This window comes from Methylobacterium sp. E-012 (assembly GCF_057836545.1).
In genome coordinates, this window is the sequence record NZ_JBYQEY010000001.1 from 1,440,143 (window position 1) to 1,459,344 (window position 19,202).

Sequence of the window (19,202 nt, forward strand, 5' to 3'; positions counted from 1 at the left end):
CCGGCCCGCTCAGAAATCCGCGTGGAGCCGCGAGGCGAAGAAGTGGGCCGGGCCGCGGTCGCGGTTGTAACCGGGATTGTCGATGAACTGGTAGTCGAAGGTCAGGGTCACGAACTTGGTGAGGTTCAGGGCGTAGTAGGTCTCCAGCGCCCGCTCGGTGCCGTAGTTGAGCCGGCCGTCGCCGATCAGCAGCCCGTAGAAGCCCGCCGCGAAGGCGGCCCGGTGCGAGGGCGAGAGCCCGTTCATCGCCGCCCCGATCCCGACCGTGTCGTCCGGCCGGTCCCAGGCCTTGCCCTTCAGCGACAGGCCCCCCGAGAAGCTCTGGTCGATGTCGGTGAAGGATATGTTCTCCGTCCGCCCGTCGTTCAGGCTGGCCCGGGCGAACAGGCCGAGTTCGGGCGTCAGCGCCTGTTCCAGGTTGACGTAGCCGCCGGTCTTGCGGCGGGGACGCCGGGTCGCCGCGGCCGCGTCGTTGATGTCGTCGAAGGCGCCGAGCTGGGTGAGGGTCACCACCTCCCGGTTGTTGGCCGAGACGCCGACATTCGAGAACAGCCCGAAGCGCAGCTTGCCCGGCTGGTCCAGCCCCGGCAGGACGTAGCGCTGCTCGAACTCGGCGTTGAGCCCGGCGCGCCGGAACACCCGCGGGTCGAGCACGTCGCTCGACGGTTCCTTGGGCACCTGCGTGTAGGCGGCGCGGATGGCGAATTCCGGCCGGTTGTACTCGGCGTAGACGCCCTGGGTGAAGCCGGGCAGGTTCGCCGGGAAGTCCCAGGCCGAGGAGCCCCAGAGCGACCAGTTGAAGAAGTCGACCCGCGGATCGTGGGCGTAGACGTTGCCGTCGAAGAAGTCGCCCAGGGCGAACTTGCCGGCGATCAGCGTGATCCGCTCGGAATCGTAGCGGGTGGCGACCTGGTTGGGTCCGTCCGGCACATCGACGGTCTCGCCGCCGAGGTTGATCGTCTGCTTCACGTAGTAGCGGTTCGAGCGCAGCTTCGGGAACGGGGCGCCGGCCTTCTGGGCCTCGCCGTTGACGAAGCCGGCGACGCCGAGCGTCCGGGACAGGCCGAAGCCCTGGCTGAATTCGGGGTTGTAATAGACCTCGGTCGTGTCGGTGAGCCTGAACCCGAGGAAGATCGTGGCCGTGGTGGTCTGCCGGGCCTGGTTCGGAATCAGGCTCTGCGCGCCCACATAGGGCGAGCGGAAGCCCGGCGTGCCCTGCGCGATGAGCGTCGTCTGCCCGTGGAGCGAGAAGCGGCCGGTATCGCCGTTGTCGGGGTCGTGCGGGGCGGTCTCGTCGGGATCCGGCGGCACCCTCAGCCCGTCCGGGAACCACATCAGCCGGGCGAAGACCTGATTCGAGGTGAAGCTCGCCCGGGTCGTGACCGGGCCGCCCGTATCCCCGGGCACGACGCCCAGCGCGAAGCGCCGGCTGCCGCCGAGATCGACGTAGCGGTAGTCGATGCCCAGGGCGAGATGGTCGGTGATGGCGTATTGCACCCCCGCGCCGAGGGTGAAGCCGACATAGCCGAGTTCCCGCCGCGCCGTGTTCTGGCCACCCGTGTCGAGATCCGGATAGGTCGCCTGGAAGCGCGCGTTGGCCCCCGTGAGTCCGAAGGCGCCGTAGATCAGGTACCGGTCGAAGCTGTAGCCCATGCGCGCCCGGAGCGAGCCGTACAGGTCGGTCCGGGCACGCACGATGGTGAAGGCCGGGTCCACGTCCGCGTAGCCGAAGCCCGCGAGGGTCGAGGCGACCGGCCGGTTCAGATTCGCCGCGTCGAGGTTGGCCTCGACCGCGTAGACCCACGGTCCGGTCTGCCAGGTCCAGCCGCCGAAGAGGCCGCCCACCGCCGTGGTGGCGTTCCGCCCCTGGTCGCTCCGGCCTGTGGAATCACCGCTCCTGAAGGCCGCCACGGGACGGCCGCCGATCGTCGTCGGCCCGAAAGCGTAGGCGCCGTAGGAGCCGCTCGCGCTGCCCTCGAGGCCCAGATAGCCCCCCGACCAATCGGCATAGGCGGCGCCCTGCGCCGCGGGCCGCGGTGCGGCGAAGTCCGCCGCGCGCACGGATGCGGTCAGGCCTATGAACAGCAGGAAGGCCGCGGTGCGGGCCGGAATCACGGAACGGGTACGCATCGGCTCTGCAGCAAGGTATAGCACTGGCTAAGTCGTGTCCCGCCACCGCGCAAGCCCTGCCCGTCGGCGCGGGAACTCGACCGAGCGGAGACCGCATCGCTCTTCCCGACCCGCGCCCATTGTCCGGCCCCCGCATGGCAGTGGCATGACGATCCGCCGTCGTTCGGGTGCGGTCAAGATCATACCGGTCACACGGCAGTGAATTGTCTTCCCCTGCGAAAGGATACCCCTTGTTTCTCGATTGAATACCAGAACAACATAACCTCCTGTCGGAGAAAGGCTTTAGATTAGAATTGTTATCATTTAAGAGCGGCGTAATTTCTGTTTGAACTTCGCGCGCGACGGATTATGTGCAGGGTCATGCGCGCGCCGAACCTCTTTCCGAACCTCCGGTTTCCGATTTGCGGCGGCTTGGCCGTGATTTGCCTCCTCGCCGGGGCTGCCGCGGCCAAGGAGGTGCCGATCGGCCCGCACGTGACCCGGAACGGCCTGGAGGTCGCCGCCGTCTACCTGCAGCCGATCGAGATGGAGCCCGCCGGCATGATGCGCGACGCCGCGCAATCGGACCTCCACCTCGAGACCGACATCCGCGCCGCCAAGGACAACCGCAACGGCTTCGCCGAGGGCGACTGGGTGCCGGCGCTGGAGGTGCATTTCGAGGCGGTGAAGCTCGACGGCGACAAGCCCACGGACAAGAAGGTGTCCGGGATGCTGATGCCGATGGTGGCCAATGACGGGCCGCATTACGGTGACAACGTCAAGCTGTCCGGTCCCGGCCGCTATCGCCTCACGGTGACCGTCGCGCCGCCCGGCAAGGACAGCCATTTCGGCCGGCACGTGGACAAGGAGACGGGCGTCGGGCCGTGGTTCGAGCCCTTCGACGTCGTTCAGGACTTCACCTTCGCGGGCGTCGGCAAGAAGGGCGCCTACTGAAATCCCGGGGAATCCACGTGTCTCGTCCGCCGCGTCCTGCCCGCATCGCCGCCGCCGCCCTGCTCGCCACCGCCTGGGCGATGACGGCCGCGCGCGCGGACGACATGCCGGTGATCAAGGTCGAGATGCGTGACGGCCTGATCCTCCCGGCGGTGATCGAGGTGCCGGCCAACACCCGGTTCAAGCTGGAGATCGCCAATACCGGCCAAAGTCCCGTGGAGTTCGAGAGCGCGGAGCTGAAGCGCGAGAAGGCGCTCGCCGCAGGCTCGACCTCGGCGATCGTGTTCCGCACCCTCGATCCCGGCACCTACCAGGTGTTCGACGACTTCCACCCGGACGCCAAGGCGACCCTGGTGGCCAGATGAGCGCGTCGACCGCCGCGGCCTCCTCGCTCGACCTCACCCCGGCCGGGCCGCGCCGCGCCGCCGTCGACGCGCGGCTCGCCCGCCTGGGGGACGGGCTGCGCCGCTACGGCTGGGCCATCCGGGCGGTGCAATGGGTGATCATCGCGGTCTACGCGGTTCTGGTGATCGTGCCGGCCCTGCTGCCGCTCCCCGGCAACGCCGCCCATATCTGGACCAACCTGACGCTGGCCGCGCAGTTCGCCTTCTGGGGGATCTGGTGGCCGTTCGTGCTCCTCAGCATGGTGCTTGTCGGCCGCGCCTGGTGCGGGGTGCTCTGTCCGGAGGGGGCGCTCAGCGAGTTCGCCAGCCACTGGAGCCGCGGCTACGCGGTGCCGCGCTGGATCACCTGGCAGGGCTGGCCGTTCCTGGCCTTCGCCGGCACCACCGTCTACGGCCAGATGACCAGCGTGTACGGCTATCCGAAACCGGTGCTCGCGGTGCTGGGCGGCTCGACCCTGGCGGCGATCGTGGTCGGGCTGCTCTACGGGCGCAACAAGCGGGTGTGGTGCCGCTATCTCTGCCCGGTCAACGGGGTCTTCGCGGTGCTCTCGAAGCTCGCCCCGATCAGCTTCCAGGTCGACCGGGCCGCCTGGGCGGTCTCGCCCAAGCCGGTCCGGGGCGGGGCGGCGTTCAACTGCGCGCCGCTCGTGCCCGTCCGGACGATGCGCGGGGCAGGGGCCTGCCACATGTGCGCCCGCTGCAGCGGCCATCGCGGGGCGGTGCGCCTCGCCCTGCGCTCGCCCAACCACGAGATCGTGCACGTGGCCGGCACCGAGCCGGATCTCGACCAGACCGTGCTGATCCTGTTCGGCATGCTGGCGCTGGCGGTCGGGGCCTTCCAGTGGTCGGCGAGCCCCTGGTACGTCGCGGCCAAGCAATGGGCCGCCACCTGTCTCATCGACCGGGGGGTGACCTGGCCGCTGGAAACCTCCGCGCCCTGGTTCGTGCTGACGAACTATCCCGACCGCAGCGACGTCATGACGCTCCTCGATGGCGGGCTGCTCCTGGCCTATATCGGCGCCGCTACGGTGATCCTCGGGCTGGCCCTGTCGGGGATCGTGGCGCTGGCGACCCTGGCCCTCGGGGGCTGGTCGACCCGGCGCTTCCACCACCTGACGCAGACGCTGATCCCGGTGGCGGGCTGCGGCGTCTTCCTGGGCCTGTCGGCGCTCACCGTCACGTTCCTGCGGGGCGACGGCATCGTGATCCCCTACGTGACTGAGATGCGCGCCGGCCTGCTGGCCGGGGCGAGCCTGTGGAGCGTCTGGCTCGCCTGGCGCGTCGCCGGCCTCAGCGCCGGCGGCCTCCGGCAGGCCGGGGCCGCGGCCTGCATCGCCGGGGCGGCCGCCCTGTCGGTGGTCAATTGGGTGCTCATGTTCTGGATCTGGTAGCGCGGTCCGCGCGCCGCACGGCAACATTCCGCAACGTTGGGAGACCGCCATGATCGGCGCCTTCGTCATCGCCTTCCGCGAAGTCATCGAGGCCGGCCTCATCATCTCGATCGTGCTGGCGGCGACCCGCGGCATTCCGGGCCGCATGCGCTGGGTCCTGCTCGGTGTCGCCGGGGGGCTGGCGGGGGCCGGTCTCGTCGCCCTGTTCGCGGAGCGGATCTCCAACGCCTTCGAGGGCAGCGGGCAGGACATCCTGAACGCGGCGGTGCTGATCGTCGCGGTGCTGCTGCTGATCTGGCACAACACCTGGATGAGCAAGCACGGCAAGGAACTCGCCGGCGAATTGCGCGCGGCCGGCGCGGCGGTGCGCTCGGGCGAGCGCGAGGCTGCGGCCCTGTCGATCGTGATCGGCGCGGCGATCCTGCGCGAGGGCGCCGAGCTGGTGCTGTTCCTCTACGGCCTCGTCGCCTCGGGTACCTCGGGGGCCGACATCCAGTTCGGCGCCTTTGCCGGCATCGGGGCGGGGATCCTCCTCTCGGCGGTGACCTATCTCGGCCTCGCCTCGATCCCGAGCCGCTACGTGTTCCCGGTGACCAGCGTGCTGATCGTCTTCCTCGCGGCCGGGCTCGCCGCACAGGCCGCCCAGTTCCTGGCCAATGCCGGTGTGGTCGACATCCTCGGCCACACCCTCTGGAACAGTTCCGGGCTGATCGCCGAAACGTCCTGGCCGGGCCGCATCCTGCACGCGCTCGTCGGCTACACCGACCGGCCGACCGCCCTGCAGGGGCTCGTCTACGTCGCCACCATCGCCGTCATGGTCGGGCTGATGCAGTGGAGTGCCGTCGACAAGCGCCGCGCCGTGCAGGCGGCCTGAGACGCGAAAGGTCCGGGCCGCCCGGCGGCTCGGACCTCGTTGTTGGGCAAGCCGGGACCCGGGGGCAGCGCCCCCGGAGACGGCTCTCAGGCCAGCGGAGCCCATTTCTCAGGGTCGGCCGGCTTCTCCTTATAGATCGCGCCGGCGAAATCGACGTGCAGTTCCGTCGCCGCCCCGTCGCCCCGGCGCGCCAGGACCTCGAAGTGCTTGGGCTTGCGGCGCGGCCCATCGACGACCGTCCAGCCGGCGGATATCGCCGCCGCGCGGGCCCGATCGGGATCCGCCGCCATGTCCGGCCGCGGATCCGCCTTCTTGGGGCCGGGGGCGTGATGGGGCTTCTTGTGGTGGATCTCCACCGGGTCCCGGCCCTCGGCCGAGATCCGCGTAACCTTGATCTCCGAAGGGCGACGCTCGCCCTCCAGGGTCACGTGCAGCCCGGTCACGGGTGCGAACGCATCCGCGCCCTTCGGACCGAGATCGGCCAGGTGGGTCTCGCCATCCGCCTCGATGGTGAAGCGATGGGCGAAGACGTGCTGGATGGTGCCCGAGAGGGCGGTGGTGTCGTGAAGCGGCATGATTTTCTCCGTGGAGCGCCCAACCGCAGGCGCAACCGATATATCGAAATCGATCGCGCGATGGTCAAGGGGTGTTCCCAAAGCCCCGCGCTGCGAGCTTGACCGGTCGGCCAGAGGTGCCGCTTGGCCGGTCCGCGCAGGTGCTACCTGGTCGAGGCGGCGTCGGGGGCCTGGCAGGCTGCGGACCGGTGCGCCGCGGTCCCGCGTCAAATCCGGCGATCGATCAGAACGCCCAGCGAGCCAGCGGCAGCCGTCCCCCTCATCCTGAGGTGCGGCGCAGCCGCCTCGAACGCGGTCTCCAGCCTGCCGCGCGATCCGGGAGGGCTCCTCCGGGGGCCGATGGCGCGGGGCGCCTCAGGATGAGGGAGTGGCTCGGAGCGTCCCTCTCCCGGGACCCGCGTTCGGCCCGGCTCTCAGGCGCCGGTCGCGACGGCGCGGGCCGGATCGGCGCCCCATTCCGACCAGGAGCCGTCGTAGAGGCCGCGGGCGGGGCGGCCCATCGTCTCCAGCGCCAGGGCGATGATCGCCGCGGTCACCCCCGAGCCGCAGGTGGTCACGATCGGCCGGTCCGGATCGACGCCGTTCGCCGCGAAGACCGTTGCCAGCTCCTCCGGGCTCTTCATGTTGCCGTCGCGCTGGAGCGCCGCGTAATGCAGGTTGCAGGCGCCGGGCATGTGTCCGGGGCGGACGCCCGGGCGGGGCTCCGGCTCCTCGCCGCGGAACCGCGTCGCCGAGCGGGCATCGACCACCTGGGCCGAGCCGGTCTCCAGGGCGCGGGCGACGTCGTCCGCATCCGCCACGGCCCCGTGGTCGAGGCGGGCCGTGAAGTGCCGGAGCGCGGGCGGATGCGGCGTGCCGTCCTCGGTGGGATAGCCCGCGGCGATCCAGGCCGGCAGGCCGCCGTCCAGCACCAGGGCGTCGCGCACCCCGTAGGCCTTGAGCATCCACCAGACCCGCGGCGCCGCGAACAGGCCCTGGCCGTCGTAGACCACGATTTGCTGGCCGTCGCCGACGCCGAGTGCCCGCATCCGCGCCGCGAAGACCTCGGGACGGGGCAGCATGTGCGGGAGGCTCGACTCGGTGTCGCTCATGGCGTCGAGGTCGAAGCGCCGGGCACCGGGGATGTGGGCCGCGCGGAACTCGGCCTCGGGGTCGCGGCCGGCGGCCGGCAGGTACCAGGAGGCATCGAGGATCACGATGTCGGGGGCGGCGAGGCGGTCGTGCAGCCAGTCGGGTGACACGAGGGGCGCGTGGGCCATGGTCGGCGGGTCCGGCTCTGTTCGCGAGGGCGCACAGCAAACCACAGGTCGCAGCGGCTTGCACGCCCGGGCCAGTCCTGAGCCGGAGCGTTCGGGCCGATTGTCAGCCTGGCGAATGCCAATCGAACCGGTGCCGGCCCATGGGAGCTACGCTTCCCGCACCGTGCTCCGATGCAGCGCGTGCAGGTTGGTCTTGTTTTAAGTTGCCGTAACCCCAGTTACGACAACATGATGACGCCGTTCGCGCCGGTCGCCAAGGCCGGCATCGCGCGGGCAACCCCGGACATGGCTTCAACGAACGCGAGACGGGGTCGCTGCCGGAAGAAAGGCGTTCCACCCTCCCCCCAGCCGGGGCCTGCACCCACCGAGCAGGATGCACCTTGAGCCGATCGACACCATGAATCAACTCGTCCGCATGTCCCAGATCGGCGATGCCGAGACTGTCCAGGAGCCGTCCGCCGACCTGCGCGTGCCCTTCGCACAGTCGGGTGCCTTCGTGTGCAAGTACATCATCGGCGAGCCGAACGACCGCGCCATCTGCTGCGGCGCGCCCGCGGCCGACGGCAAGAGCTGGTGTGCCTACCACCGCCGGATCGTGTTCGAGCCGACCCGCCCGGGCCGCATGCGCTGACGGGCCGTCCCCCGGACCGTCACTGCGCCCGCATGATCTGGATGACGGCCGGGGTGATGATGACCACGAACAGCACCGGCAGGAAGAACAGGATCATCGGCACGGTGAGCTTGGGCGGCAGTCCGGCCGCCTTCTTCTCGGCCTCGGTCATGCGCTGGTCGCGGCTCTCCTGGGCGAGGACCCGGAGCGCCTGACCGATCGGCGTACCGTAGCGCTCGGCCTGGCTCAGGGCGGTCGCCACCGCCTTCACCGGATCGAGCCCGGTGCGCAGGACCAGGTTCTCGTAGGCCTGGCGGCGGTCCGGCAGGAACGACATCTCGGCGGTCATCAGCGCGAGTTCCTCGGCCAGCACCACCGAGGAGGTCGCGATCTCGGTGCTCACCTTCCGGAAGGCGTGCTCGATCGCCATCCCCGATTCCACGCAGATCAGGGTGAGGTCGAGGGCGTCCGGCCACGCCTTGCGGATCTCCGCCTGGCGCTTCTTGGCGGCGTTGACGAGGAACAGCTCCGGCGCCTTGATGCCCGCGTAGGCGGCCCCGATGACCAGCCCGAACCGCATGAGATAGGAGACGTCGAGCGCCTCCAGGACGAACAGGTAGAACAGCGCGCCGATCACCGAGGCGACGGGCACGACGAGGCGGAAGAACAGGAACGCGGTCTCCGCCCCCTGGCCGCGATAGCCGGCCTGCATCAGCTTGCGCTTGGCCGTGTCGGTGGCGAGCCAGCGCTGCAGCTGGTACCGCTCGACGATCGACTTCATGTAGGCCTTCGGCTCGACGCGCAGCGTGGCCCGGGTCGCGGTCCGGCTCCCCTGCGCGCGCTCGCGCCGGCGGATCTGCTCGCGCTCGTCGCCCACGAGCTTCATCCGCTTGGCGAGCTTGTCGGTCTCGAAGAACGGCTGCGCCACCGCGAAGGCGGTCGCGGCCACCGCGATGGCGGTCAGCAGCGTGCCCATGAACCGGGGATCGAACAGCTTCGCGGCGATGTCGTCGATCATGGGACGGGCTCCGGGGAGGGGCGCGCCGGGCTTCGCGGATCGGCCGGCGGGGGAGGTCTTCAGATCCGTCGGTCGTGACCGTCTCCGATGGACAGGACGGGATCGGGCGGGTCTCAGAAGTCGAAGGCGATCATCTTCTTGATCGTGAAGATCCCGATCGACATCCAGATCGCCGCGCCCACCAGAGCGATCTTGCCGATATCGGTCGTCCACAGCAGCGAGATGTAGTCGGGGCTTGTCAGGGTGGTGATGCCCGCCACCGCGAAGGGCAGGCAGGCGATGATCGAGGCCGAGGCCTTGGCCTCCATGCTCATCGCCTGGATCTTGCCGCGCATCTTGGCCCGGTCGCGCAGCACCACGGAGAGGTTGTTCAGCGCCTCCGACAGGTTGCCGCCCGATTGCTGCTGGATGTTGATCACGATCACGAAGAAATTGACCTCGGGGGTGGGCACCCGCTCGAACAGGCGCATGACCGCCTCGCCCAGCGACAGGCCGAGCGTCTGGGTCTCCACGACGTTCTTGAACTCGCTGCGGACCGGCTCCTCGGCCTCCCGCGAGACCATGCGGAAGCAATCCCCGACCGGGATGCCCGTTCGGATGCCGCGCACCACCACGTCGACCGCGTTGGGCAGTTCCGCGTTGAACTTGGCGATCCGCCTGAGCCGCAGACGGCGCAGCAGCAGGGCCGGCAGGCCGAGGCCCCCGGCGAAGGCGGCCCCGACCCCGGCCAGCGGGCTGTCGGTGACCACGAACAGCAGCAGGCCGAAGATCACGCCGCTGACGCCCGAGACCGTGTAGAAGGTCCGCTTCGTCCAATCGAGGCCGGCCCGGGCGAGCTTCAGCTCCACCGAGGCCTTGGACGCCCCCTTGGCCTTCGCCTCGATCTCGCTCAGCGTCTTGGCGACCTGCTCGCGCCGGTTGACCGCAACGCCCCGCAGCGCCGCCCCGGAGGCGGAGGTGCTGATCGCCTTGAGGCGCTTGCTCGCCCGGCGCTCGCCGCCGAGCAGGGGCAGGACCGCCACGTAGGCGACCGCCGCCACCGCGATGCCGATGAGGCCGGCGGCGATCGGAAGGTTCGACGCGGCGGCGGCGGGCAGATCCGGCATCCGCGTCAGCTCCGGTCCACGACGTCGGCGGCGTCGAGCGCCTCGCCGAGCCGACGTTCCAGGCCGTAGTAGCGGGCGCGCTCCCAGAATTTGGGCCGGCCGATGCCGGTCGAGCGGTGGCGCCCGATCAGCTTGCCGTTCGCGTCCTCCCCGAGGATGTCGTAGAGGAAGACATCCTGCGTGGTGATCACGTCGCCCTCCATGCCGAGCACCTCGGTGATGTGGGTGATCCGCCGGGATCCGTCGCGCAGGCGCGTGGCCTGGATCACCACGTCGATCGAGCCGCAGATCATCTCGCGCAGGGTCTTCGAGGGCAGCGTGAAGCCGCCCATCGAGATCATCGACTCGATGCGCGACAGGCATTCCCGCGGGCTGTTGGCGTGGAGCGTGCCCATCGAGCCGTCGTGGCCGGTGTTCATCGCCTGGAGCAGGTCGAAGGCCTCGGGTCCGCGGACCTCGCCGACGATGATCCGCTCGGGCCGCATGCGCAGGCAGTTCTTGACGAGGTCGCGCATGGTGACCTGGCCCTGGCCCTCCATGTTGGGGGGGCGCGTCTCGAGGCGGACCACGTGCGGCTGCTGGAGCTGCAGCTCCGCCGCGTCCTCGCAGGTGACGACCCGCTCGTCGTGCTCGATGAAGGCGGTCAGGCAGTTGAGCAGCGTCGTCTTGCCCGAGCCGGTGCCCCCCGAGATGACGACGTTGCAGCGCGCCTGCCCGATGATCTTCAGGACCTCCGCGCCCTCCGGCGAGATCGCCCCGAAGCGCACGAGCTGCTCCAGGGTCAGCTTGTCCTTCTTGAACTTGCGGATGGTCAGTGCCGGGCCGTCGATGGCCAGCGGCGGCGCGATCACGTTGACGCGGGACCCGTCCGGCAGGCGCGCGTCACAGATCGGCGAGGCGTCGTCGACCCGGCGGCCGACCTGGCTGACGATCCGCTGGCAGATGTTCATCAGCTGCTGGTTGTCGCGGAACCGCACGCTGGTCAGCTGAATCTTGCCGCTGACCTCGATGAAGGTCCGGTTGGCGCCGTTGACCATGATGTCGGCGATGTCGTCGCGGGCGAGCAGGGGCTCGAGCGGGCCGTAGCCGAGCACGTCGTTGCAGATGTCGTCGAGCAGCTCCTCCTGCTCGGCGATCGACAGCACGATGTTCTTGAGCCCGATGATCTCCGTGACGATGTCGCGGATCTCCTCCCGGGCGGTCTCGGCGTCGAGGCGCGAGAGCTGCGTGAGGTCGATCGCCTCAATCAGGGCGCCGAAGATCAGGCTCTTGGTCCGGTAGTAATCCTCGGACCGCGCGGCCTCGACGACCACGGGGACGACCGGCTCGGGCCGCTTGGGCGCCGGCGCGGCCTCGCGCGGGGCCGAAGCCGCCGGAGCGGCGGCCGACGATTTCGGGAGCGGCGTGGGGGCGGCCGAAGCGCCGCCGGTGTGACGCCTACCGAACATGGGCCGGCTCCGGGGGGCGGTCCTGCCGCATTACGAGGCCTTCCCGCCGGCGAGCTTGGTGCCGCCGAGCTTGGTCCCGGCGAACCGGGCGAGCAGCGGCTCCAGCAGGCTCGCACGCCCGCTGCGCCGGGTCTCGGCCCGCCCCAGGATCACGGCCGCGAGGTCGTTGAACAGCTCCGCCACCTTCGATCCGGCCTGGATCTCGGCGATCATCTGGCCGTTGTTGGCGGCGGTGCCGAACAGCGTCGGCTCGAAGGGGATCGTCAGCGCGACCGGCGCCTCCAGGGTCTTGGCGAACTCGGCGGCGCCGATCTCGGGGCGCTTGGGCACGCCGACCCCGTTGAGCAGGATCCGCGGCGGCGCGTCGTTCGGGCGTCCGTGCTTGAGCGCGCCGAGGAGGTTCTTGGCGTTGCGCAGGCTGGCGAGGTCGGGGCCCGCCACGATCAGGATCTCGTCGGCCGCCGTGAGGACGCGCTTCGACCACGCGTTCCACTGGTGCGGCACGTCGAGCACCACGCAGGGCACGCTCGCCCGCAGATACTCGATCAGGGCGTCGAAGGCGGGCTCCGACAGGTCGATGGTGCGGTCGAGGCTCGCGGGCGCCGAGAGCAGGCTCAGATTGTCGCTGCACTTCGACAGCAGCCGCTCCACCAGGGCGGAATCCAGGCGCTCGGGGGCGAACACCGCCTCGGCGATGCCCTGGGGCGGGTCCTGGTTGAAGTTGAGCGAGGCGGTGCCGAAGGCGATGTCGAGATCGGCGATCACCGTCTGGACGCCCTGGCCGCGGGCCAGCGCCCAGGCGAAGTTGTGCGCCACCGTCGAGGCGCCGATGCCGCCCTTCACGCCGTAGACCGCCACCGTGCGGCCCACCGGCTTGACCCCCGGGGCGGTGAACAGGTCGGAGAGCGCGGCGATCAGGGTCAGCGGCTCGACCGGCGCCATGAGGTAATCGGACACCCCGCGCTGGATCAGTTGCCGGTAGAGCGTCACGTCGTTGAGATGGCCGATCACCAGGACGCGGGTGCCCTCGTCGCAGACCTCGGCCAGCGCGTCGAGGCATTCGACCGGCTTCGAGCGCGGTCCCTGCGTCTCGATCAGGATGACGTTGGGGGTCGGCGCGTGCCGGTAGGCCTCGATGGCGGCGGCACCGCCGCCCATCCGGACCTTGACCTGCGCCTTCTGCATGCGCCGGTCGAGGGCCGCTCCCTCGATCATCGCGGCGGTCTCGCTCGTCTCGCAGAACGCCTGGATGGTGATCCGGGGCACCGGGGCGATCGTGCGCTCGGCTGTCTCGGACTGGTCTGCCATGACGGCGCTTTCAGGTTCGCGTTCGGGAGGCGGCGTCGGGTTCGGGCGTGGGACTCTTGGCCGAGGGGGCTATTGGCCGACCTGGGACTTGACGTCGGTCTGCCCATCTTGCCGCCATGTGGTTGATGGATCCTTGCCGTCGCGCAGCTGGCCGATATCCCGGACCCGCTTGACCGTGTCGATGCGACCCTCGGGCCGGCCGCGCACCAGGTCGATCGGATCCGCCGTCTGGGCGGCCACGGTCGCCTGCATCGAGCAGCCGAGATTCCAGCTGGGCCGGTTGCTGTAGTCGAAGGCGAAGTCGCTGGTCCCGGTATCCTGGGGCCAGAGGCCGCAGGTGTCGGAGACCTTGGCCTGCATGCGCTGGAAGCTCAGCCGGATCGGCGCGGCGAGGCTCGGCGCCGTCACCACGTAGCCGGTGACGACGATCTCGCGGGCACCGACCCGGTCCTGCGCCCCGAGCCGACTCAGCGTGGCCGCCGTGCGCGCGACGGCGTCCGCCTGGGCGGGCGGAACCCCCCGGGGGACCTCCATCAGGAGGACGCCGCGCCCGTAGCGGCGGTATTCCAGCATGAACGCGTCGACATCGCTGGTCTGGCGGGGATCGAGGTGGCCGACCCCCGTGGGGAACACGTCGAGGCTGCGGGTGCCGTCCGTCAGAACGATCGGATGACGCGCGCGGTAATCCGACACCTCGATCGCGCCGGTGGTGGTGGTCGGATCGCTCTTGCAGGCGGTCGCCAGGGCGCCGAGGGCGCAGGCGGCGAGGAGGCTGCCGAGGCGGAGGCCCTGGGCGGGCGGATGACGTGCGGTCATGGTCCGATCCTGCTCGCTACTCGACGATGAAGCCGACGCGGCCGCGATAGGTCTGCCCGAGCGGGGCCGCGGCGGCGGGGGCGACCTTGCCGTACAGGCGGTTGATCTGGCCGAGCAGCACCGCCTGGCCGTCGCTGGCATCGACGAAGTTGTCGTCGGGCCGGCTGACCTGCTTCGGCTCCATGACCCGGGCGATGAAGGGGGTGACCATGATCATCAGCTCGGTCTCCATCCGCTGGTAGTCCCGGGAGCGGAACAGGGCGCCGAGCACCGGCAGGTTGATCAGGCCGGGCAGGCCGGAGATCGCCTGCTTGTTGACCTGCTGGATCAGGCCGGCGGTCATCATCACGCCGCCGGAGGGGAGCTCGACCGTGGTCTCGGACCGGCGGACCCGGGTGCCCGGGATGGCGGTGGTGACGCCGTCATTCGTGTAGTTGAAGCTGGTCTGGGGATCGATCTCGGTCACGTCGGTGGCGACGCGGATGGAGATGCGGTTGTCGGCCAGCACCACGGGCGTGAAGCTCAGGGCGACGCCGTAGGGCTTGAAGGTGATCCCGGGGGCCGAGCAGAGGCCGCCGACGCAGCTCGACGCGGCCGACGGCACCGGAAACTCGCCGCCGGCCAGGAACTTGGCGGCCTCGCCGGAGATCGCCGTCAGCGTCGGCTCCGCCAGGACCCGCGAGACCCCCGCCTGCTCGAAGGCCTTCAGCGTCGCCTGGAGCGAGAAGCCTGCGCCCTTGATCGAGGCCTGGAGCTGGTTGCCGGTGGGCGTCGTCCCGCCGGTGATCGGGAACGGCAGCGCATTGCTCAGTGCGGGGGACGTGGTGGCGTTGCCGAGGGGGTTCAGCGCCGACCAGTTGCCGTTCAGGTTGATGCCGAACTGCTTCAGGACGTTGCGCGACACCTCCACCACGGTGACGCGCAGCATCACCTGGTCCTTGTTGCGGATGGTGAGGTTGTTGATCACAGCGCCCCGGGCGCCGGCCGCGACGCCGCCGCTCGGTGCCCCCGATGCGGCGCCCGTGCTCCCGAGCCCCACGAAGGCGTTGGCGATGTCGATCGCCTGCTGGGCATCCGCCGACGCGTTCACCGAGCCCGACAGCAGCACCGAGGCCCCGGAGGAGCGCACGTCGAACCGCCCGCCCGGGATGCTCTGGTTGAGCAATTCACGCAGGGTCCCGAGATTGAGATCCCGGGCCACCGTCACGTCGAGGGCGGCGATCTGGCGGCCCTCGGCATCCATGATGAAGATCGAGGTCGCGCCGTCGGCCATGCCGATCACGAACACCTTGCGGGTCGAGCGGACCACGGCGTTGGCCACCGCCGGATTGGCGACGAAGACCTCCTTGGCGTCCCGCGGCAGGTCCACGATCACGGAGCGGCCGGCGGTCAGCTCGACCCGGCGGGTCGAGGCGGCCTCCGCGGAGCCGACCGTCAGGACCGGCGCGGGGCCGAGGATCGGACGCTCCTGCGCGGGGGCCGGCGCCGTCAGGGCGGCGAGGACGGCGAGGATGCTGGCCGCATGGCGGCCGGGGCGCCGCGCCGGGCGCAGGGGAGGCAGCGGAGCGATCATGGCGGTCACGGCGTCTGCTGCCGCGCGACGCCGAAGCGCACCACGGTCAAGGCGGGTTCGGGCATCTGCGCCTGGGGCGTATCGGCCAGAGGGGTGTCTTCGGGCGGATGCCCGGCATCGGCGAGACTGCGCAGCGACAGCGACAGGGCGCCGACCTTCTGGGCCAGCGTCAGGGTCTCGGCCTGGGCGGGGGTGACGGCGAGGGTCGCGGTCTCGCCGGTGACGACGTTGGTGCCGTTCTTCTCCTGGATCAGCTGGCCGATCGCCAGGACGCGGATGTCGGTCAGGATCGTCTGGGCGAGCTGGGCCTCGGCGGCGCCGCGCCCGTTGGTCTCGTCGCGGAGGGTTCGGATCACGTCGACGCGGTCATTGGGCAGGATGAAGCCGCCCGCGGAGTTCGTGCCGCGGCTGTCCGTGGTGATCGCGACCGCGCGCAGGCCCGGCGGCAGGATCGCCGCCATGAACCCGCTCTCCGGGCGCACCAGCTTCTGCGCGCGGATCGGCTCGCCCGCCAGGAATGCCGAGCGGACTGAGGCGCCCACGGTCTCATCGAGGGCCTTCGGATCGATCTTGCGGGTCATGAAGCCGGCGCTCACGGCGCCGTCCGGCCAGGATAGCCAGCGCAGGTCCGCCGGGCGCAGCACCTGCCCCATGGGCAGGTCGATGGCGGCGACCAGAACGTCGGTCATCGGCGTCGGCGGCGCCTCGGCCTTCGGCTGCGGCGGCGGGGGCGGCGGTGGATCGCCGCCGCTCATCAGGAAGGCCGCCCCGCTGCCCGCCGCGAGGGCGATGCCGAGGACGGCGAGACGGGCTGGATTCATCGCATCGCCACGCGCCGGAGACGGCCGAATTGCCGTCCATGACCGGAACTTGCGCGGGGATTCGTGTACTTATGGTTAAGCTATTGTAACTGAGCCGGACAAGGTCGGTCCGGAAACGGGCCGGCCGTCGGCGGCGCGTCACAATCGGCGCGATCCTTCAGCCCCCGGTCGACCGGGGCCATGGCTCATCACGGGTTCGCGACCTATCCTGCCGCCGCAACCGCCTCAGAAGCGGAACTCGGACCAACCCGGGGGGAGACCATGATCAGGACAATCGGCGGCGCGCTGCTGGCGGCGGCCTGCGCGGGCGCGACGCTCAGCGCGGCCGCGGCGCAAGGCGGCTTCTCGGGCGGCGCGGTGCGCATCGGCATCCTCAACGACCAGTCCGGCCTCTACGCCGAGTTCGGCGGTCAGGGTTCGGTGGAGGCCGCCCGGTTGGCGGTGGCGGATATGGGCGGCACGGTCGGCGGCGTGCCGATCGAGATCCTCACGGCCGACCACCAGAACAAGCCCGACATCGCCTCGGCGATCGCCCGGCAATGGTACGACCGCGACGGCGTCGACGCGATCATGGAACTGACCACCTCCTCGGTGGCCCTGGCGGTCCAGGGCCTGTCGAAGGAGAAGAAGCGGATCACGATCACCACCGGGGCGGCCTCCAGCGACCTCACCGGCAAGGCCTGCACACCCTACGGCTACCATTGGGCCTACGACACGCGGGCCCTGGCGGTGGGCACCGGCGGCGCCCTGACCCGGGCGGGCGGCGACACGTGGTTCTTCCTCACGGCCGACTACGCTTTCGGCTCGGCGCTGGAGGCCGACACCAGCCGGGTTGTGACCGCCAACAACGGCAAGGTCCTGGGCAGCGTCCGGCACCCGCTCTCGAACCAGGACTTCTCCTCGTTCTTGCTGCAGGCGCAGGGCTCGAAGGCCAAGGTCATCGGGCTCGCCAATGCCGGGCTCGACACCTCGAACGCGATCAAGCAGGCGGCCGAGTACGGCATCGTCGAGGGCGGCCAGAAGCTCGCGGCCCTGCTGTTCACCCTGTCGGAGGTGCACGGGCTCGGCCTCAAGGTCGCCCAGGGCCTGACGCTGACCGAGGGCTGGTACTGGGACGCCAACGACGAGACCCGGGCCTTCGGCGCGCGCTTCATGAAGCGCACCGGCCGGATGCCCAACATGATCCAGGCGGGCACCTACTCGGCGGTCCTGTCCTACCTGAAGGCGGTGAAGGCGGCGGGCACCGACGAGACCGAGGCGGTCAACGCCAAGCTCAAGGCGCTGCCCATCGACGACGTCTTCGCCCATGGCGGGGTCGTGCAGCCGAACGGCCGCATGGTGCACGACATGTACCTGTTCGAGGTCAAGAAGCCGGCCGAGTCGAAGGGCGAGTGGGACCTCTACCGGCAGATCTCGACCATCCCCGGCCGGGAGGCCTACGCGTCGCCCGCCGAGAGCGGCTGCCCGCTGACGGCGGCGGCGAAGTAGGGGTGGACCCGACGGGGCTTGGTCTCGGGACAATTCGGATCCGAGGACACCGCGCCCACCCTCCCCCCTCTGCGGGGGAGGGTGGCCCCTGCGTCAGCAGGGGTCGGGAGAGGGGAGCGCGGCTTCAGGAAAGGGCGCGACCTTCACACAGCACAGAGCTTCGTCTTGCACCGTCGCTCCCCTCTCCCGACCCCCTTCGGGGGCCACCCTCCCCCGCAAAGGGGGGAGGGAAAGACGCGCGGTTGCGCCCTGTCACGCTCACCCTGCCCAGACCCGCCGATACAGCGCCACGATCTCGTCGGCGCTGGGCTCCACCGGGTTGTTGGCGGGAGAGCCGGAGGCCAGTGCCTGGGCCGCCATGGTCGGGAGCAGCGCCTCCCAGCGGGCCGGATCGATCCCGTATTCCCGGGGGCCCGGCACGTCGAGGTCGTCGTTGAGCGCCTCGAGTTCCGTCACCAGGGCCGACACCGCTGACCGGTCGTCGCTCTCCGGGCCGGCGATCCCGATGGCCCGGGCGCAGGCGGCGTAGCGGTCGACGGCGGCCGGCGCCGAGAAGGCCGTGACCGCCGGCAGCAGCATGGCGTTCGAGAGCCCGTGCGCCACGTGGAAATGCGCGCCGATCGGCCGGCTCATGCCGTGGACCAGGGCCACGGACGCGTTCGAGAAGGCGATGCCGGCCTGGGTGGCCCCGAGCATCATCGCCTCGCGCGCCGCCCGGTCGCCGGGATCGGTCCAGACCCGGCGCAGGTTCGGCGCGATCAGCCGCATCGCCTGGAGCGCCAGCCCGTCCGAGAACAGGTTCGACTTGCGCGAGACGTAGGCCTCGATGGCGTGGGTCAGCGCGTCGATCCCGGTATCGGCGGTCAGCCGCTTGGGCTTGGTCAGCGTCAGCTCGTAATCGACGAGCGCCGCCACCGGCAGGTAGGCGAGCCCGATGCAGAGCATCTTCTCATCCGAGGCCTCGTCGGTGACGATGGTGAAGCGGGTCGCCTCGGAGCCGGTGCCGGCGGTGGTCGGGATCGCCACGATCGGCAGGCCGGGCTCGTCCTGCTGGCGGGGCGCCTTGTAGTCGCGCATGTGGCCGCCGTGGCGGGCGAGCACCGCCACCGCTTTGGCGGTGTCCATCGGGCTGCCGCCGCCGAACCCGACCACGCAGTCGAAATCCCCCGCCTGCAGGGCGGCGAGCGCCGCCGCCACGGAGGCGACCGTCGGATCGGGCACCGTGTCGGCGAACACCGTCGCCCTTGTGCCGGCGCTGGCCAGCCGTTCGAGCAGCGCCTCCACGCGGCCGCTGCCGGCGAGGTAGGGGTCGGTGACCACGAAGGGCCGCGACAGGCCGAGCTGGCCGAGCACCTCGGGCAGGAGCCGCGAGGCGCCGGCGCCGACGCGCATCAGCCGGGGCAGGGCGATCGAGGCGACCATGTTTTGCTCCTCCCACCCGGCGCGTG

General features: G+C 70.6%; 17 protein-coding genes. 6 read left to right on the forward strand and 11 right to left on the reverse strand.

All coding sequences use genetic code 11. The annotated features are described in order from the left end of the window. Nucleotides 1-9 precede the first annotated feature (9 nt). Complete coding sequence (locus tag AC3IF1_RS06825; RefSeq protein WP_489216735.1) at nt 10-2,130, reverse strand: carbohydrate porin; 2,121 nt, start codon at nt 2,128-2,130, stop codon at nt 10-12. A gap of 348 nt (nt 2,131-2,478) precedes the next feature. Between AC3IF1_RS06825 and AC3IF1_RS06830 the strand changes: the two genes are divergently transcribed. The 4 genes from AC3IF1_RS06830 to AC3IF1_RS06845 are packed head-to-tail and all read left to right on the forward strand — an operon-like array spanning nt 2,479 to nt 5,732. After that, the gene (locus AC3IF1_RS06830; RefSeq protein ID WP_489216737.1) at nt 2,479-3,063 is read left to right on the forward strand and encodes an iron transporter; all 585 of its coding nucleotides are present in this window, start codon (nt 2,479-2,481) and stop codon (nt 3,061-3,063) included. Between the two features lie 17 nt (nt 3,064-3,080). Then, nucleotides 3,081-3,428, forward strand: a complete 348-nt coding sequence (locus AC3IF1_RS06835; protein ID WP_243969929.1) for a cupredoxin domain-containing protein — start codon at nt 3,081-3,083, stop codon at nt 3,426-3,428. After that, nucleotides 3,425-4,858, forward strand: coding sequence for a 4Fe-4S binding protein (locus tag AC3IF1_RS06840; protein ID WP_489216739.1), 1,434 nt, complete (start codon nt 3,425-3,427; stop codon nt 4,856-4,858). Before AC3IF1_RS06835 ends, AC3IF1_RS06840 begins: the two co-directional genes overlap by 4 nt. Nucleotides 4,859-4,907: 49 nt before the next feature. Beyond that, on the forward strand, nt 4,908-5,732 hold the full coding sequence (locus AC3IF1_RS06845; RefSeq protein WP_489216740.1) for an FTR1 family iron permease: 825 nt from the start codon (nt 4,908-4,910) through the stop codon (nt 5,730-5,732). Nucleotides 5,733-5,818: 86 nt separating this feature from the next. Here the strand turns inward: AC3IF1_RS06845 and AC3IF1_RS06850 are convergent, their stop codons facing one another. Both AC3IF1_RS06850 and sseA read right to left on the reverse strand, forming a co-directional pair. Then, the gene (locus tag AC3IF1_RS06850; protein ID WP_489216742.1) at nt 5,819-6,307 is read right to left on the reverse strand and encodes a hypothetical protein; all 489 of its coding nucleotides are present in this window, start codon (nt 6,305-6,307) and stop codon (nt 5,819-5,821) included. A gap of 413 nt (nt 6,308-6,720) precedes the next feature. Beyond that, nucleotides 6,721-7,566 (reverse strand): 3-mercaptopyruvate sulfurtransferase, encoded by an 846-nt coding sequence (sseA, locus tag AC3IF1_RS06855; protein ID WP_489216744.1) that lies wholly within the window; start codon nt 7,564-7,566, stop codon nt 6,721-6,723. Nucleotides 7,567-7,963: 397 nt separating this feature from the next. On the opposite strand from sseA, the gene AC3IF1_RS06860 reads away from it, so the two are divergent. Beyond that, the gene (locus AC3IF1_RS06860; RefSeq protein WP_243969938.1) at nt 7,964-8,197 is read left to right on the forward strand and encodes a GcrA family cell cycle regulator; all 234 of its coding nucleotides are present in this window, start codon (nt 7,964-7,966) and stop codon (nt 8,195-8,197) included. A 19-nt stretch (nt 8,198-8,216) separates the two neighbouring features. Here the strand turns inward: AC3IF1_RS06860 and AC3IF1_RS06865 are convergent, their stop codons facing one another. The 7 genes from AC3IF1_RS06865 to cpaB form a co-directional block, all read right to left on the reverse strand. After that, nucleotides 8,217-9,194, reverse strand: a complete 978-nt coding sequence (locus AC3IF1_RS06865) for a type II secretion system F family protein (protein WP_489216746.1) — start codon at nt 9,192-9,194, stop codon at nt 8,217-8,219. A gap of 113 nt (nt 9,195-9,307) precedes the next feature. Continuing rightward, nucleotides 9,308-10,300 (reverse strand): type II secretion system F family protein, encoded by a 993-nt coding sequence (locus AC3IF1_RS06870; RefSeq protein ID WP_489216748.1) that lies wholly within the window; start codon nt 10,298-10,300, stop codon nt 9,308-9,310. Between the two features lie 5 nt (nt 10,301-10,305). After that, on the reverse strand, nt 10,306-11,748 hold the full coding sequence (locus AC3IF1_RS06875) for a TadA family conjugal transfer-associated ATPase (RefSeq protein WP_243969944.1): 1,443 nt from the start codon (nt 11,746-11,748) through the stop codon (nt 10,306-10,308). A 30-nt stretch (nt 11,749-11,778) separates the two neighbouring features. Next, nucleotides 11,779-13,056 (reverse strand): CpaE/TadZ family protein, encoded by a 1,278-nt coding sequence (locus tag AC3IF1_RS06880; protein WP_243969945.1) that lies wholly within the window; start codon nt 13,054-13,056, stop codon nt 11,779-11,781. A gap of 69 nt (nt 13,057-13,125) precedes the next feature. Next, entirely contained in the window at nt 13,126-13,872 is a 747-nt protein-coding gene (locus AC3IF1_RS06885) for a CpaD family pilus assembly protein (RefSeq protein WP_489216751.1), read from the reverse strand. Between the two features lie 16 nt (nt 13,873-13,888). After that, entirely contained in the window at nt 13,889-15,445 is a 1,557-nt protein-coding gene (locus tag AC3IF1_RS06890) for a type II and III secretion system protein family protein (RefSeq protein WP_489216752.1), read from the reverse strand. A 5-nt stretch (nt 15,446-15,450) separates the two neighbouring features. After that, nucleotides 15,451-16,266: a Flp pilus assembly protein CpaB gene (gene cpaB / locus AC3IF1_RS06895; RefSeq protein WP_489216755.1), complete on the reverse strand. Its 816-nt coding sequence runs from the start codon at nt 16,264-16,266 to the stop codon at nt 15,451-15,453. A 261-nt stretch (nt 16,267-16,527) separates the two neighbouring features. Here cpaB and AC3IF1_RS06900 point away from each other — a divergent pair, with 261 nt between their 5' ends. Then, on the forward strand, nt 16,528-17,754 hold the full coding sequence (locus tag AC3IF1_RS06900) for an ABC transporter substrate-binding protein (RefSeq protein ID WP_489216756.1): 1,227 nt from the start codon (nt 16,528-16,530) through the stop codon (nt 17,752-17,754). Nucleotides 17,755-18,012: 258 nt separating this feature from the next. Here AC3IF1_RS06900 and AC3IF1_RS06905 read toward each other — a convergent pair whose 3' ends face one another. Further along, the gene (locus tag AC3IF1_RS06905; protein ID WP_489216758.1) at nt 18,013-19,176 is read right to left on the reverse strand and encodes an iron-containing alcohol dehydrogenase; all 1,164 of its coding nucleotides are present in this window, start codon (nt 19,174-19,176) and stop codon (nt 18,013-18,015) included. Nucleotides 19,177-19,202 lie beyond the last annotated feature (26 nt).